Genomic DNA, 14,712 nt, shown 5'->3' with positions numbered 1-14,712 from the left:
CCGTTTTTTTTCGCTGGGGGGGCTCCCGGGGGGGGGTTCTGGGGGCCCCGCGCCCCCCGCCCCCCCCCCCGCCGCGCCTCCGGCGGATACGGCAAGGAGACCGTCCTCTTCCTCGACGAGATCCACCGCTTCAGCAAGGCCCAGCAGGACTCCCTGCTCCCGGCCGTCGAGAACCGCTGGGTGACGCTGATTGCGGCGACGACGGAGAACCCGTACTTCTCGGTGATCTCGCCCCTGCTGTCCCGCTCCCTGCTGCTCACCCTCGAACCGCTCACCGACGACGACATCAAGGGCCTCATCCAGCGCGCCCTCACCGACGAGCGGGGCCTCAAGGACGCCGTCGGCCTCCCCGAGGAGACCGAGAGCCACCTCCTGCGCATCGCCGGCGGTGACGCCCGCCGCGCCCTCACCGCCCTGGAGGCGGCCGCCGGAGCCGCCCTCGACAAGGGCGAGACGGAGATCGGCCTGACCACCCTGGAGGAGACGGTCGACCGGGCCGCCGTGAAGTACGACCGCGACGGCGACCAGCACTACGACGTGGCCAGTGCCCTGATCAAGTCCATCCGCGGCTCCGACGTCGACGCCGCCCTGCACTATCTGGCCCGGATGATCGAGGCCGGCGAGGACCCCCGCTTCATCGCCCGCCGCCTGATGATCTCCGCCAGCGAGGACATCGGCCTGGCCGATCCGAACGCCCTGCCGATCGCGGTAGCCGCCGCCCAGGCCGTCGCCATGATCGGCTTCCCCGAGGCCGCCCTCACCCTCAGCCACGCCACGATCGCCCTCGCCCTGGCGCCCAAGTCCAACGCCGCGACCACCGCGATCGGCGCCGCCCTGGAGGACGTACGCAAGGGGCACGCCGGCTCCGTGCCCGCGCACCTGCGCGACAGCCACTACAAGGGCGCGACCAAGATCGGCCACGGCCAGGGCTACGTCTACCCGCACGACCTGACCGAGGGCATCGCCGCCCAGCAGTACGCCCCGGACGCGCTCAAGAACCGCGAGTACTACACACCGACCCGGCACGGCGCCGAGGCCCGCTACGCGGACGCGGTCGAGTGGACCCGGAAGAACCTCGGTCGAAAGCGGTCCTGAGCACCCTGTAAACTCGGCTGGAGTGCCGCGTCCCGTGCAGTCAGAACGGGACAGTCGGCCGGAGCCGATCCTCGGACCGGCTCCAGGAGCGTCGCGCACCGTCGAACGGTGTCGCGGGCAGCCCACCACCACCCGTCCCGCGACGGGACCGGCCGGTGGGCCACTCGCGTGCTGCACGTATGTGCCCAGACCAGGGAGCGGCTGCCCGACAGGTCCCCAGCGGACCCGGAGGGTTTCCCCGGCTGCGGATGCGACCTCCCACAACCCTGACAAGCCGAAACCAGGAGAAGAGAAACAGTGGCGAACCAGTCCCGCCCCAAGGTCAAGAAGTCGCGTGCCCTCGGCATCGCGCTGACCCCGAAGGCCGTCAAGTACTTCGAGGCCCGCCCCTACCCCCCGGGTGAGCACGGCCGCGGCCGCAAGCAGAACTCGGACTACAAGGTCCGTCTGCTCGAGAAGCAGCGTCTGCGCGCGCAGTACGACGTGTCCGAGCGCCAGCTCGTCCGCGCCTACGACCGTGCCTCCAAGGTCCAGGGCAAGACCGGTGAGGCCCTGATCATCGAGCTCGAGCGCCGTCTCGACGCGCTGGTCCTGCGCTCGGGCATCGCCCGCACGATCTACCAGGCCCGCCAGATGGTCGTCCACGGCCACATCGCGGTCAACGGCAAGAAGGTCGACAAGCCCTCCTTCCGTGTCCGTCCGGACGACGTCGTGCAGGTCCGCGACCGCTCCAAGGAGAAGACGCTCTTCACGATCGCCCGTGAGGGTGGCTTCGCCCCCGACGGTGAGACCCCGCGCTACCTCCAGGTGAACCTCAAGGCCCTGGCGTTCCGCCTGGACCGCGAGCCGAACCGCAAGGAGATCCCGGTGATCTGCGACGAGCAGCTCGTCGTCGAGTACTACGCCCGCTGATCCTCGGCAGGCACGCGGTACTACAGCCCGCCGTCTCCCCGTCCCTTCCGGACGGGCGAGGCGGCGGGCTTTCGCGAATCCGCCGTCGCCGGGCGGCAATCCGGTACGGAGCCGCACCCCCGGCGCGATAGGCTCGTGGCACGACTTTCTCGTATTCAGGCAGATGTTCAGGCACGTTTCAGGGAGCGGGTGCACACAGTGTCCGGTGGAGAGGTGGCCGGAATCCTGGTGGCCGTCTTCTGGGCGATCCTGGTCTCCTTCCTCGCCGTCGCGCTGGCGAGGCTGGCCCAGACGCTCAGGGCGACCACCAAGCTCGTGGCGGATGTGACCGACCAGGCCGTCCCGCTGCTGGCCGACGCCTCCTCGGCGGTGCGCTCCGCGCAGACCCAGATCGACCGGGTCGACTCGATCGCCTCCGACGTCCAGGAGGTGACGTCGAACGCCTCCGCGCTGTCGACCACCGTCGCCTCCACCTTCGGCGGCCCCCTGGTCAAGGTCGCCGCCTTCGGCTACGGCGTGCGCCGGGCCCTCGGCGGCCGCAAAGAGGACGTGTCCGCCAAGGCGTCCAGGCGTACCGTGATCGTGGGCCGCACGATCTCTCGACGCAGCGCCCGACGGAAGAGGGACTGAGAGCAAGCGATGTTCCGCCGTACCTTCTGGTTCACCACGGGCGTCGCCGCCGGCGTGTGGGCCACCACCAAGGTCAACCGCAAGCTGAAGCAGCTGACGCCCGAGAGCCTCGCCAGAGCCGCGGGCAACAAGGCGATCGAGGCCGGCCACCGGCTCAAGGACCGCGCGGTCGACTTCGCGCTCGACGTCCGGGACAACATGGCCCAGCGGGAGGAAGAGCTGGGGGATGTCCTGGGCATCAACAGCGACCCCGAACTCCCCGCACCCCGGCGGTACACCGCCATCGAGAACCGCAGCAACCCGAAGTACGTCGACAGCGACAGGACGACGTACTCGTACAACCGGAATGAGGACCACTGATGGAGTCGGCTGAGATTCGCCGCCGCTGGTTGAGCTTCTTCGAGGAGCGCGGTCACACCGTCGTCCCTTCGGCGTCGCTCATCGCGGACGACCCGACTCTGCTCCTCGTCCCGGCCGGCATGGTGCCCTTCAAGCCCTACTTCCTGGGTGAGGTCAAGCCGCCGTACGCGCGCGCCACCAGCGTGCAGAAGTGCGTCCGCACGCCGGACATCGAAGAGGTCGGCAAGACCACCCGGCACGGCACGTTCTTCCAGATGTGCGGCAACTTCTCCTTCGGCGACTACTTCAAGGAAGGCGCCATCAAGTACGCCTGGGAGCTGCTCACCGGCTCCCAGGACAAGGGCGGTTACGGCCTCGACCCCGAGCGCCTGTGGATCACCGTCTACAAGGACGACGACGAGGCCGAGCGCATCTGGCACGACGTCGTCGGCGTGCCGAAGGAGCGCATCCAGCGCCTCGGCATGAAGGACAACTACTGGTCGATGGGCGTCCCCGGACCCTGCGGCCCCTGTTCCGAGATCAACTACGACCGCGGCCCCGAGTTCGGCGTCGAGGGCGGCCCCGCCGTCAACGACGAGCGGTATGTGGAGATCTGGAACCTCGTCTTCATGCAGTACGAGCGCGGCGAGGGCATCGGCAAGGACAACTTCGAGATCCTCGGTGACCTCCCGAGCCAGAACATCGACACCGGCCTCGGCCTCGAGCGCCTCGCCATGATTCTGCAAGGCGTGCAGAACATGTACGAGATCGACACCTCGATGGCCGTCATCGACAAGGCCACCGAGCTGACCGGCGTCCGCTACGGCGACGCCCACGACTCGGACGTGTCCCTGCGGGTGGTCACGGACCACATGCGCACCTCCGTGATGCTCATCGGCGACGGCGTCACCCCGGGCAACGAGGGCCGTGGCTATGTGCTGCGGCGCATCATGCGCCGCGCCATCCGCAACATGCGTCTGCTCGGTGCCACCGGTCCGGTCGTCAAGGACCTGATCGACACCGTGATCGGCATGATGGGCCAGCAGTATCCCGAGCTCATCACGGACCGCGAGCGCATCGAGAAGGTCGCCGTCGCCGAGGAGAACGCCTTCCTCAAGACGCTGAAGGCCGGCACCAACATCCTCGACACGGCCGTCACCGACACCAAGGCCTCCGGCGGCACCGTCCTGCCCGGCGACAAGGCCTTCCTGCTCCACGACACCTGGGGCTTCCCGATCGACCTCACCCTGGAGATGGCCGCCGAGCAGGGCCTCTCCGTGGACGAGGACGGCTTCCGCCGTCTGATGAAGGAGCAGCGGGAGCGCGCCAAGGCCGACGCCCAGGCCAAGAAGACCGGCCACGCCGGCACCGGCGCCTACCGCGAGATCGCCGACAAGGCCGGTGCCACCGACTTCATCGGCTACACCGCCACCGAGGGCGAGTCGACGATCGTGGGCATTCTCGTCGACGGCGCCTCCTCCCCGGCCGCCACCGAGGGCGACGAGGTCGAGATCGTCCTCGACCGCACCCCGTTCTACGCCGAGGGCGGCGGCCAGATCGGTGACACCGGCCGGATCAAGGTCGACACGGGTGCCGTCATCGAGATCCGCGACTGTCAGAAGCCGGTCCCGGGCGTGTACGTCCACAAGGGCGTCGTCCAGGTCGGCGAGGTCACCGTCGGCGCCACGGCCCATGCCTCGATCGACTCCCGTCGCCGCACGGCCATCGCCCGCGCCCACTCGGCCACGCACCTCACCCACCAGGCGCTGCGCGACGCCCTCGGCCCGACGGCCGCCCAGGCCGGTTCCGAGAACCAGCCCGGCCGCTTCCGCTTCGACTTCGGCTCGCCGTCCGCCGTTCCCACGGCCGTGATGACCGACGTCGAGCAGCGGATCAACGAGGTCCTCTCCCGCGATCTGGACGTGCGCGCCGACGTCATGGGCATCGACGAGGCCAAGAAGGCCGGCGCCATCGCCGAGTTCGGCGAGAAGTACGGCGACCGTGTGCGCGTGGTGACCATCGGTGACTTCTCCAAGGAGCTGTGCGGCGGCACGCATGTACACAACACCGCCCAGCTCGGCCTGGTGAAGCTGCTCGGCGAATCCTCCATCGGCTCCGGTGTCCGCCGCATCGAGGCCCTGGTCGGTGTCGACGCCTACAACTTCCTCGCCCGTGAGCACACGGTCGTCGCCCAGCTCCAGGAGCTGATCAAGGGCCGTCCGGAGGAGCTCCCGGAAAAGGTCTCCGCCATGCTCGGCAAGCTGAAGGACGCCGAGAAGGAGATCGAGAAGTTCCGCGCCGAGAAGGTCCTCCAGGCCGCCGCCGGTCTCGCCGAGTCCGCCAAGGACGTCCGTGGCATTGCTGTCGTGACGGGTCAGGTCCCGGACGGCACGACCGCCGACGACCTGCGCAAGCTCGTGCTCGACGTGCGCGGACGCATCCAGGGTGGACGGGCCGCCGTGGTGGCTCTGTTCACGGTGGCGAACGGTAAGCCGCTCACGGTCATCGCCACCAACGAGGCCGCCCGAGAGCGCGGCCTCAAGGCCGGCGACCTGGTCCGCACGGCCGCCAAGACCCTCGGCGGCGGCGGTGGCGGCAAGCCGGACGTCGCCCAGGGCGGCGGCCAGAACCCGGCTGCCGTCGGTGACGCCGTCGACGCCGTCCAGCGCCTGGTCGCCGAGACGGCCAAGTAAGAAACGGGTCAGGAAAGATGCGCAGAGGACGTCGACTCGCAATCGACGTCGGGGACGCCCGCATCGGGGTCGCCTCGTGCGACCCCGACGGGATCCTCGCAACCCCGGTGGAGACAGTCCCGGGGCGTGACATCCCCGCAGCTCAGCGGCGGTTGAAGCAACTCGTCGAGGAGTACGAGCCGCTCGAGGTCGTCGTCGGACTCCCGCGCTCCCTCAAGGGGGGCGAGGGCCCGGCCGCGGTCAAGGTCCGTGCCTTCGTCCAGGAACTGGCCCGCATGATCGCCCCGGTTCCGGTCAGACTCATTGACGAACGTATGACCACGGTGACGGCCAGTCAGGGACTGCGCGCTTCCGGTGTGAAGTCCAAGAAGGGCCGCTCCGTGATCGACCAGGCAGCTGCGGTGGTCATCCTCCAGCAGGCGCTTGAATCCGAACGGGTGTCAGGTAAAGCACCCGGCGAAGGCGTCGAAGTGGTCATCTGATCGCGATACGGTAACGTTCCGCGCGATGCGCCGGTGTTCGAACAGCTGACGCACCAGAGAGAGGCGGACGGGAGCCCGGCCGGAAGCCGAGCGACCGCCGCCTCGCGGCTCTAGGGGATCGATGACTGAGTATGGCCGGGGCCAAGGCTCCGAACCGTGGCATCCGGAGGACCCGTTGTACGGGGACGGCGGATGGGGAGGAGAGCAGGCCCACCCGGGTCAGCAATCCCCCTACGGCGGCCAGCCACAGCACTATCCAGAGCAGCCGCAGCAGTCGCAGTACGGCGACTGGGGCACCGGTGAGCAGGCCGGATACGGTCAGGCGCAGCAGCACTACCAGTACGGCCAGCAGTACGCGGCACAGGCTCAAGGGCATCAGCAGTACCCGGGGCAGGGGGACCACGGTCACCCGCAGGACCCGGGGTACCACCAGCAGCAGTACGACAACGGCGGGTGGGCCACCGGCACGCACCAGCAGGTCTCGTATCCGGGCGACCCCGCCGACCCGTACGGGCAGCAGCAGGCCGGCGCCTACGGCGGAGGCCAGTCCGACTACTACGGCACACCCGACGCGTATCCGCCGCCGGAGCCGCCCGGCCGGCGCCGGGCCGAGCCGGAGCCCGAGCCCGACTGGGACCCCGGCCCCGACCAGGGCGAGCACGCCTTCTTCGCGGGCGGCGACGACGATGACGACGGCGAGGAGCCGGGGGACCGCCGCCGACGCGACGAGCAGCGGGGTCGCGGCGGCAAACCCAAGAAGCGCCGCAGCGGAATGGCCTGCCTGGTGGTCGTCCTCATCCTCGGCGGAGGCGTGGCAGGCGCCGGCTGGTTCGGCTACCAGTTCTACCAGGATCGTTTCGGCGACGCCCCGGACTTCGCGGGCGACGGCAGCGGGAAACAGGTCACCGTCGAGATCCCCAGGGGAGCGGGTGGCTACGAGATCGGGCAGGTGCTGAAGGACGCCGGCGTCGTCAAGAGCGTCGACGCTTTCGTCACGGCTCAGGCGAACAATTCCAACGGCAATGCCATCCAGGACGGCGTGTACACGCTGCAGAAGCAAATGTCGGCCGACAGTGCGGTCGAACTGATGCTCAGTCCGGAGAGCCGCGACAACCTGATCATCGCCGAGGGCAAGCGCAACGCCGACATCTATCGGCTCATCGACAAGCGGCTGGAGGTCAAGGACGGCACCACCGCCGCGGTCGCCAAGAAGGACTACAAGAAGCTCGGCCTGCCCGCCTGGGCGCTGAACCAACCGAACGTCAAGGACCCGCTGGAAGGGTTCCTCTACCCCTCCAGTTACGGCATCGCCAAGGGGCAGAAGCCCGAAGGCGTGCTGAAGCAGATGGTGACACGGGCCACCGAGACCTACGAGAAGCTCGGGGTGGAGAAGAAGGCCACGAGCCTCGGCCTCGAAGACCCCTGGCAGCTGATCACGGTCGCGAGCATGGTTCAGGCCGAGGGCACCAGCCACGCGGACTTCCGCAAGATGGCCGAGGTCGTCTACAACCGGATGAAGCCCGGAAACCCGCAGACCAACGGCTTGCTGGAGTTCGACTCCACGTACAACTACATCAAGAACCAGAGCAAGATCGACCTGAGCCTGAGCGAGCTGCGGACCTACGACAACCCGTACAACACGTACTTCCACAAGGGGCTGACGCCCGGGCCGATCGACAATCCCGGCGAGGACGCGATCAAGGGCGCCCTCAACCCGACGGACGACGGCTGGTACTACTTCATCTCGCTGGACGGCAAGACCAGTGAGTTCACCAAGACCAACGCCGAGCACCAGAAGCTGGTCGACAAGTTCAACGCCTCGCGGAACAACTGAGGAAACCCTGATGGCCGCACCACGCCGGGCCGCCGTACTCGGCTCCCCGATCGCCCACTCGCTCTCCCCGGTCCTGCACCGCACGGCCTACGAGGAGTTGGGACTGAGCGGCTGGACGTACGACAGGTTCGAGGTCGACGAGGCCGCCCTGCCCGGGTTCTTCGAGACGCTCGGTGCCGAGTGGGCGGGGCTCTCGCTGACCATGCCGCTGAAGCGCGCCGTGATCCCGCTGCTCGACGGAATCAGCGAGACAGCGGCCTCGGTCGACGCGGTCAACACGGTGGTCTGCACCCGGGACGGCCGCCGGACCGGTGACAACACCGACATCCCCGGCATGGTCGCGGCTTTGCGAGAGCACGGCATCGACAAGGTCGAGGCCGCCGCGGTCCTCGGCGCGGGTGCCACCGCCTCGTCCGCGCTGGCCGCGCTGTCGCGGATCTGCCCCGGCGAGATCGCCGTGTACGTCCGCAGCGAGGCCCGGGCCGCCGAGATGCGGCAATGGGCCGAGCGGCTCGAGGTCCCGGTGCGCATCGCCGACTGGGCGGACGCCGAGCAGGCCCTGCGGGCCCCGCTGGTGATCAGCACCACGCCGGCCGGTGTCACCGACGCCCTCGCCCGGTCCGTGCCAGAGCGGCCGGCGGCCCTCTTCGACGTCCTCTACGACCCCTGGCCGACGGTCCTCGCCGCCCGCTGGTCGGCGTACGGCGGCGCGGTCGTCAGCGGCCTCGACCTGCTGGTGCACCAGGCCGTGCTACAGGTCGAGCAGATGACGGGACAGGCCCCGGCCCCCCTGGACGCCATGCGAAAAGCGGGCGAACGCGCTCTCGCGGCCCGATAAGCTCCGCTCGTTCCGCAGGGGGCGGAACAGGGGGGATGACGAACCATGTCCACAGGCGTGCCTCAGGCGTCCGCGAAGTCCCAGATATTCGAGTCCCTGCTGGGATTCCTGCCCGACTGGGTGCAGATCACGGTGATCGCCCTGATCGTGCTCGCGGTCCTCGCGTCCTGGGCGGTCAAGATCAAGCGCAAGATCGCCTACCGGCGGGCCGTGCGGAGCGGGCAGCCCGTCCACGCGGCGGCCCACTACGGGCAGGGCCGCGGAGCGGACCACCTGGGGGAGTACGCACCTCAGCAGGCACCGCGGCAGGGCAGTGGGGCCGACTACCTGGGCGCCTACGCGCCGCAGCAGGCGCAGTCCGCGCAGCAGCCGAGCGGTGCGGACTTCCTCGGCGCGTACGCGCCGCAGCGGCAGACCGGCGGCCCGGCCTCGTCCGCCTGATGGACCGGCGGCCGGGTCCGCGCTCCGGACGTGGGAGGATCGTAGGTGGCGGACCGGGGCCGCGCACCCGGTCCGGCCGTCGCCGTACGAGATGACGCGCGTACGCAGGGCAGTACGGGCGCGAGCACTGAGGAGCACCGTTGAGCAGGTTGCGCTGGCTGACCGCTGGGGAGTCCCACGGTCCCGCACTCGTCGCGACGCTGGAGGGTCTGCCCGCCGGCGTGCCGATCACCACGGACATGGTGGCGGACCATCTCGCGAGGCGGCGCCTGGGCTATGGGCGCGGCGCCCGGATGAAGTTCGAGCGCGACGAGATCACCTTCCTCGGCGGCGTCCGGCACGGCCTCACCCTCGGCTCCCCGGTCGCGGTCATGGTGGGCAACACCGAGTGGCCGAAGTGGGAACAGGTCATGGCGGCCGACCCGGTCGACCCCGAGATCCTCGGCGGGCTGGCCCGCAACGCCCCGCTGACCCGCCCGCGGCCCGGCCACGCCGACCTCGCCGGCATGCAGAAGTACGGCTTCGACGAGGCCCGGCCGATCCTGGAGCGCGCCTCGGCGCGTGAGACCGCGGCCCGTGTGGCCCTCGGCGCGGTGGCCCGGTCGTACCTGAAGGAGACGGCCGGCATCGAGATCGTCTCCCACGTGGTGGAGCTGGCGGCCGCGAAGGCGCCGTACGGCGTGTACCCGACGCCGGCGGACGTGGAGAAGCTGGACGCGGACCCGGTGCGCTGCCTGGACGCCGACGCGTCGAAGGCGATGGTCGCCGAGATCGACCAGGCCCACAAGGACGGCGACACCCTCGGCGGTGTGGTCGAGGTGCTGGCCTACGACGTGCCGGTCGGCCTCGGTTCGCACGTGCACTGGGACCGGCGTCTCGACGCCCGGCTGGCCGCGGCCCTCATGGGCATCCAGGCGATCAAGGGTGTGGAGGTCGGCGACGGCTTCGACCTGGCGCGGGTGCCCGGCTCCAAGGCCCACGACGAGATCGTGACCACCGACGAAGGCATCCGGCGCACCTCCGGCCGCTCCGGCGGCACCGAGGGCGGGCTGACCACCGGTGAGCTGCTGCGGGTGCGGGCGGCCATGAAGCCGATCGCGACCGTCCCGCGGGCGCTCAAGACGGTGGACGTCGTGACCGGTGAGGCGACGGCCGCCCACCACCAGCGCTCCGACGTGTGCGCGGTGCCGGCGGCCGGCATCGTCGCCGAGGCGATGGTCGCCCTCGTCCTCGCGGACGCGGTGGCCGAGAAGTTCGGCGGCGACAGCGTGGCCGAGACCGGCCGCAACGTCCGGTCCTACCTCGACAACCTGGCCATCCGGTGACCCCGCTGATCGTGCTGGTCGGCCCGATGGGCGTGGGCAAGTCCACCGTCGGACAGTCGCTGGCCGAGCGGCTCGGGGCCGGATACCGGGACACCGACGACGACATCGTCGCCGCGCAGGGCCGGACGATCGCCGAGATCTTCGTGGAGGAGGGCGAGGCCGCCTTCCGCGCGATCGAGAAGCAGGCCGTGCGCGAGGCGCTGGCCGGGCACGACGGTGTGCTGGCCCTGGGAGGCGGCGCCGTCCTCGACCAGGACACCCGCGAGCTGCTCGCCGGGCAGCGGGTGGTGTACCTGTCGATGGACGTCGAGGAGGCGGTCAAGCGCACCGGCCTCAACGCGGCCCGGCCGCTGCTCGCCATCAACCCGCGCAAGCAGTGGCGCGAGCTGATGGAGGCCCGTCGGCACCTGTACGAGGAGGTCGCCACGGCCGTCGTCGCCACCGATGGCCGTACGCCCGAAGAGGTCACCGAAGTCGCCCTGGACGCACTGGAGTTGAAGGAAGCATGAGCGAGGCAGTGACGCGGATCCAGATCGGCGGCACGGCGGGCACCGAGCCCTACGAGGTCCTGGTGGGCCGGCAACTGCTGGGCGAACTGGCCGGGTTGATCGGCGGCAGGACCAAACGGGTCGCGATCGTGCACCCCGAGGCCCTGGCCGAGACCGGTGACGCCCTGCGCGCCGACCTGGCCGAGCAGGGCTACGAAGTGGTCGCCATCCAGGTGCCCAACGCGGAGGAGGCCAAGACCGCCGAGGTCGCCGCCTACTGCTGGAAGGCGCTGGGCCAGTCCGGGTTCACGCGCACGGACGTCATCGTCGGTGTCGGCGGCGGCGCGACCACGGACCTCGCCGGGTTCGTGGCCGCCACCTGGCTCCGCGGGGTGCGCTGGATCGCGATCCCGACCACCGTGCTGGCCATGGTCGACGCGGCCGTCGGCGGCAAGACCGGCATCAACACCGCCGAGGGCAAGAACCTGGTGGGTGCCTTCCACCCGCCCGCCGGTGTGCTCTGCGACCTGGCCGCGCTGGACTCCCTGCCGGTCAACGACTACGTCTCCGGGCTCGCGGAGGTCATCAAGGCCGGCTTCATCGCCGACCCGGTGATCCTCGACCTCATCGAGTCCGACCCCGAGGCCGCCCGCACCCCGGCCGGCCGGCACACCGCCGAGCTCATCGAGCGCTCCATCCGGGTGAAGGCCGACGTGGTGTCGTCCGACCTGAAGGAGTCGGGCCTGCGCGAGATCCTCAACTACGGCCACACGCTCGGCCACGCCATCGAGAAGAACGAGCGCTACAAGTGGCGCCACGGCGCGGCCGTGTCCGTGGGGATGCACTTCGCCGCCGAACTCGGCCGCCTGGCAGGCCGGTTGGACGACGCCACGGCCGACCGCCACCGCACCGTCCTCGAAGCGGTCGGCCTGCCGCTGTACTACCGCCACGACCAGTGGCCCAAGCTGCTGGAGACCATGAAGGTCGACAAGAAGTCCCGCGGCGACCTGCTGCGCTTCATCGTCCTCGACGGTCTGGCCAAGCCCACCGTCCTGGAGGGACCCGACCCGGCCGTGCTGCTCGCCGCGTACGGCGAAGTGGGGCAGTAAGTCCTCCCGCGCTCCTTCCGCCCGAAACAGCCTTACGGCGCCGGGCACTTCGGACCGCCCCCGGCCGTTCACACAACGATCGCCGGGGGCGGTACCGTTCGGTAGCAGCGGGTTCCGCCCCCGCAGTCAGCGCCCATCGCCTGTACGAGACGGAGTGGCACCGGATGCAGCACGCAGTGGGTTCTCCGCTGCCGCCGCCCCACCAGCCGGGGCAGGGACCGGCCGCCGGCTGGTCGCCGGCCGCACACCACCCGGGTTCGCACCACCCGGGCGCGCACCAGGGCTCCGCCCCCGTGCCCCCGCCGCCCCCGGCACCGGGATACCCCGCGCCACCGCCCGGGCCGGCCTCACCTCCGCATCAGGTCTCCGCTCCCGCCGCGCCGGACACCACCGGTCATGTGCCGCTGCCGCCGGGCGGTCCGGTCGCCATGCCCAGCGCGCCGCCCGCCGCGGCGGGCCCCGACCTGACGGGCACGACGCTCGCGGTGCTGCTCATCGGCCCCGCGGGTGCCGGGAAGACCAGCGTCGCCAAGTACTGGGCGGACCATCGCCGGATCCCCACGGCCCACATCAGCCTCGACGACGTACGCGAATGGGTCCGCTCGGGCTTCGCCGACCCCCAGTCCGGGTGGAACGACAACTCGGAAGCGCAGTACCGCCTCGCCCGCCGCACCTGCGGCTTCGCCGCGCGGAACTTCCTGGCCAACGGGATCTCCTGCATCCTCGACGACGCCGTCTTCCCCGACCGGCCCGTCGTCGGCCTCGGCGGCTGGAAGCGACACGTCGGGCCGGGCCTGCTGCCGGTCGTCCTCCTGCCGGGCCTGGAGATCGTCCTGGAGCGCAACGCCGAACGCTCCGGCAACCGCCGCCTCAGCGACGACGAGGTCGCCCGCATCCACGGCCGCATGGCCGGCTGGTACGGCTCGGGCCTCCCGATCATCGACAACTCCCAGCTCGACATCCCGCAGACGGCCCAGGTCCTGAACGACGTCCTGTCCCGCTCCATCGCCAGCCCGCCCCAGTGGTAGCCGCCCCGCTGCCCCACTCGGCCTCTCCCGAACGGCGCCGAACCCGCGAAGCTCATACGCTCGGGTCATGTCAGAGGTGTACGCGGCCCGCCGGACGCGTCTGAGGGAATACTGCAACGCGGGCGGCAGCGCGGCGGCGCTGGTCTCCCGCCCCGCCAACGTGCGCTATCTCGCGGGCCCCGCCCCGCATGGCGCCGTTCTGCTGCTGGGCAAGACCGAGGACCTCCTGGTGTGTGCCGGCCCGATCGAAGGCCGCTCCACCCAGGAGCGCCCCGACGAGGCCCTGCGCGTCCAGAACCTGCCCGGATCCGGCGGCGGCGACCCGGCCGTCGCGGCCGCCGGCCTCGCCACGAGACAGGGCGCCGACTCCCTCGCCGTGGAGGAGCACCACCTCACCGTGGCCCGGCACCGCGCCCTCGGCTCGGTCGCCCCCCGACTGCGCCTGACGGGCCTCGGCTGCGTCGTCGAGCAGCTCAGGGTGGTCAAGGACGAGGAGGAGATCTCCTGCCTCCGCATCGGCGCCGAGATCGCCGACCAGGCCCTGGGCGAACTGCTGGAGTCCATCCTCGTCGGCCGGACCGAGCGCCATCTCGCCCTGGAGCTCGAAAGACGCCTCGTCGACCACGGGGCCGACGGACCGGCCTTCCCGACTTCCGTCGCCACCGGGCCCAACGCCGGCCGCCCCGGGCACCGGCCCACCGACCGCCGTGTCGAAGAGGGCGACTTCCTTTCCGTCTGTCTCGGCGCGACGTATCGCGGCTACCGCTGTGAGATCGGCCGTACGTTCGTCATCGGCACGGCTCCCGCGGACTGGCAGATCGAGCTGTACGACCTGGTCTTCGCCGCCCAGCGCGCCGGACGTGAGAGCCTGGTACCCGGCGCCGCCTGCCGGGACGTCGACCGGGCCGCACGCCAGGTGCTGGACTCCGCGGGGTACACGGAGGGCCTCACGGCCCTGACCGGACACGGGGTCGGGCTCGAAATCGACGAGGACCCTCAATTGAGTCCCGCGGCCATGGGTAAACTGGACGCTTGCGTGCCGGTCACCGTCGAACCGGGGGTCCACCTCCCGGGCCGGGGTGGTGTCCGGATCGATGACACGCTCGTCGTTCGCCCCGAGGCGGACGGCGGACCCGAGCTACTCACCATCACGACCAAGGAGCTGCTCGCCCTGTAGGTAGGCAGGTGCGTGCCCCAGGGTCGTACGTCAGTCCAGGAGATTCCGCAACCGTGGCTTCCACGAACGACCTCAAGAACGGCCTGGTGCTCAAGCTCGAAGGCGGCCAGCTCTGGTCCGTCGTCGAGTTCCAGCACGTCAAGCCCGGCAAGGGCCCGGCCTTCGTGCGCACCAAGCTGAAGAACGTGCTTTCCGGCAAGGTCGTCGACAAGACGTTCAACGCCGGCGTCAAGGTCGAGACGGCCACCGTCGACAAGCGTGACATGCAGTTCTCCTACATGGACGGCGAGTACTTCGTCTTCATGGACATGGAGACCTTTG

At 70.4% G+C, this 14,712-nt stretch carries 14 protein-coding genes and 1 pseudogene; all 15 read left to right on the top strand.

Features of this window, described 5'->3' with window-relative positions; genetic code table 11:
- On the top strand, positions 1–1,095 hold a 1,095-nt coding region (locus ACFTZL_RS26050; RefSeq protein WP_382587375.1), incomplete at its 5' end, for a replication-associated recombination protein A.
- Between the two features lie 297 nt (positions 1,096–1,392).
- A complete protein-coding gene (gene rpsD / locus ACFTZL_RS26045) occupies positions 1,393–2,007 on the top strand; it encodes a 30S ribosomal protein S4 (protein WP_193480208.1) in 615 nt (204 codons plus the stop codon).
- Between the two features lie 189 nt (positions 2,008–2,196).
- Positions 2,197–2,637 carry a DUF948 domain-containing protein gene (locus ACFTZL_RS26040; protein ID WP_382587372.1) on the top strand — a complete coding sequence of 147 codons (441 nt, stop codon included), beginning with the start codon at positions 2,197–2,199 and terminating at the stop codon, positions 2,635–2,637.
- A gap of 9 nt (positions 2,638–2,646) precedes the next feature.
- The gene (locus tag ACFTZL_RS26035) at positions 2,647–2,997 is read left to right on the top strand and encodes a hypothetical protein (RefSeq protein WP_382587369.1); all 351 of its coding nucleotides are present in this window, start codon (positions 2,647–2,649) and stop codon (positions 2,995–2,997) included.
- Complete coding sequence (gene alaS / locus ACFTZL_RS26030) at positions 2,997–5,669, top strand: alanine--tRNA ligase (RefSeq protein ID WP_382587366.1); 2,673 nt, start codon at positions 2,997–2,999, stop codon at positions 5,667–5,669. Before ACFTZL_RS26035 ends, alaS begins: the two co-directional genes overlap by 1 nt.
- A gap of 17 nt (positions 5,670–5,686) precedes the next feature.
- The gene (gene ruvX / locus ACFTZL_RS26025) at positions 5,687–6,151 is read left to right on the top strand and encodes a Holliday junction resolvase RuvX (protein ID WP_382497604.1); all 465 of its coding nucleotides are present in this window, start codon (positions 5,687–5,689) and stop codon (positions 6,149–6,151) included.
- 121 nt (positions 6,152–6,272) lie between these two features.
- A complete protein-coding gene (gene mltG, locus ACFTZL_RS26020; protein ID WP_382587363.1) occupies positions 6,273–7,985 on the top strand; it encodes an endolytic transglycosylase MltG in 1,713 nt (570 codons plus the stop codon).
- A gap of 10 nt (positions 7,986–7,995) precedes the next feature.
- Positions 7,996–8,823, top strand: coding sequence for a shikimate dehydrogenase (locus ACFTZL_RS26015; RefSeq protein WP_382587360.1), 828 nt, complete (start codon positions 7,996–7,998; stop codon positions 8,821–8,823).
- Positions 8,824–8,868: 45 nt separating this feature from the next.
- On the top strand, positions 8,869–9,264 hold the full coding sequence (locus tag ACFTZL_RS26010; protein WP_382587358.1) for a hypothetical protein: 396 nt from the start codon (positions 8,869–8,871) through the stop codon (positions 9,262–9,264).
- Positions 9,265–9,404: 140 nt separating this feature from the next.
- Positions 9,405–10,589, top strand: coding sequence for a chorismate synthase (gene aroC, locus ACFTZL_RS26005; RefSeq protein WP_382587355.1), 1,185 nt, complete (start codon positions 9,405–9,407; stop codon positions 10,587–10,589).
- A gap of 26 nt (positions 10,590–10,615) precedes the next feature.
- Positions 10,616–11,098 carry a shikimate kinase gene (locus ACFTZL_RS26000; protein ID WP_382587378.1) on the top strand — a complete coding sequence of 161 codons (483 nt, stop codon included), beginning with the start codon at positions 10,616–10,618 and terminating at the stop codon, positions 11,096–11,098.
- Positions 11,095–12,186 carry a 3-dehydroquinate synthase gene (gene aroB, locus ACFTZL_RS25995; RefSeq protein WP_382587352.1) on the top strand — a complete coding sequence of 364 codons (1,092 nt, stop codon included), beginning with the start codon at positions 11,095–11,097 and terminating at the stop codon, positions 12,184–12,186. Before ACFTZL_RS26000 ends, aroB begins: the two co-directional genes overlap by 4 nt.
- A gap of 164 nt (positions 12,187–12,350) precedes the next feature.
- On the top strand, positions 12,351–13,214 hold the full coding sequence (locus tag ACFTZL_RS25990; RefSeq protein ID WP_382587349.1) for a Pro-rich N-terminal domain-containing protein: 864 nt from the start codon (positions 12,351–12,353) through the stop codon (positions 13,212–13,214).
- Between the two features lie 67 nt (positions 13,215–13,281).
- Positions 13,282–14,391, top strand: coding sequence for an aminopeptidase P family protein (locus ACFTZL_RS25985; protein WP_382587346.1), 1,110 nt, complete (start codon positions 13,282–13,284; stop codon positions 14,389–14,391).
- A gap of 53 nt (positions 14,392–14,444) precedes the next feature.
- Positions 14,445–14,712: pseudogene (locus ACFTZL_RS25980) on the top strand (elongation factor P); the annotation flags it as partial.

The sequence above is a fragment of the Streptomyces sp. NPDC056948 genome (genome assembly GCF_042674225.1).
GTDB classification, from domain to species: domain Bacteria; phylum Actinomycetota; class Actinomycetes; order Streptomycetales; family Streptomycetaceae; genus Streptomyces; species Streptomyces purpurascens.
This window is presented reverse-complemented; position numbering and strand designations above follow the sequence as displayed.

Excerpts from the sequence above, each read along its gene's own strand:
- ACFTZL_RS26035 (WP_382587369.1), top strand. The coding sequence starts at position 2,647 with ATGTTCCGCCGTACCTTCTGGTTCACCACGGGCGTCGCCGCCGGCGTG.
- alaS (WP_382587366.1), top strand. The coding sequence starts at position 2,997 with ATGGAGTCGGCTGAGATTCGCCGCCGCTGGTTGAGCTTCTTCGAGGAG.
- ruvX (WP_382497604.1), top strand. The coding sequence starts at position 5,687 with ATGCGCAGAGGACGTCGACTCGCAATCGACGTCGGGGACGCCCGCATC.
- mltG (WP_382587363.1), top strand. The coding sequence starts at position 6,273 with ATGACTGAGTATGGCCGGGGCCAAGGCTCCGAACCGTGGCATCCGGAG.
- ACFTZL_RS26015 (WP_382587360.1), top strand. The coding sequence starts at position 7,996 with ATGGCCGCACCACGCCGGGCCGCCGTACTCGGCTCCCCGATCGCCCAC.
- ACFTZL_RS26010 (WP_382587358.1), top strand. The coding sequence starts at position 8,869 with ATGTCCACAGGCGTGCCTCAGGCGTCCGCGAAGTCCCAGATATTCGAG.
- ACFTZL_RS26000 (WP_382587378.1), top strand. The coding sequence starts at position 10,616 with ATGGGCGTGGGCAAGTCCACCGTCGGACAGTCGCTGGCCGAGCGGCTC.
- aroB (WP_382587352.1), top strand. The coding sequence starts at position 11,095 with ATGAGCGAGGCAGTGACGCGGATCCAGATCGGCGGCACGGCGGGCACC.
- ACFTZL_RS25990 (WP_382587349.1), top strand. The coding sequence starts at position 12,351 with ATGCAGCACGCAGTGGGTTCTCCGCTGCCGCCGCCCCACCAGCCGGGG.
- ACFTZL_RS25985 (WP_382587346.1), top strand. The coding sequence starts at position 13,282 with ATGTCAGAGGTGTACGCGGCCCGCCGGACGCGTCTGAGGGAATACTGC.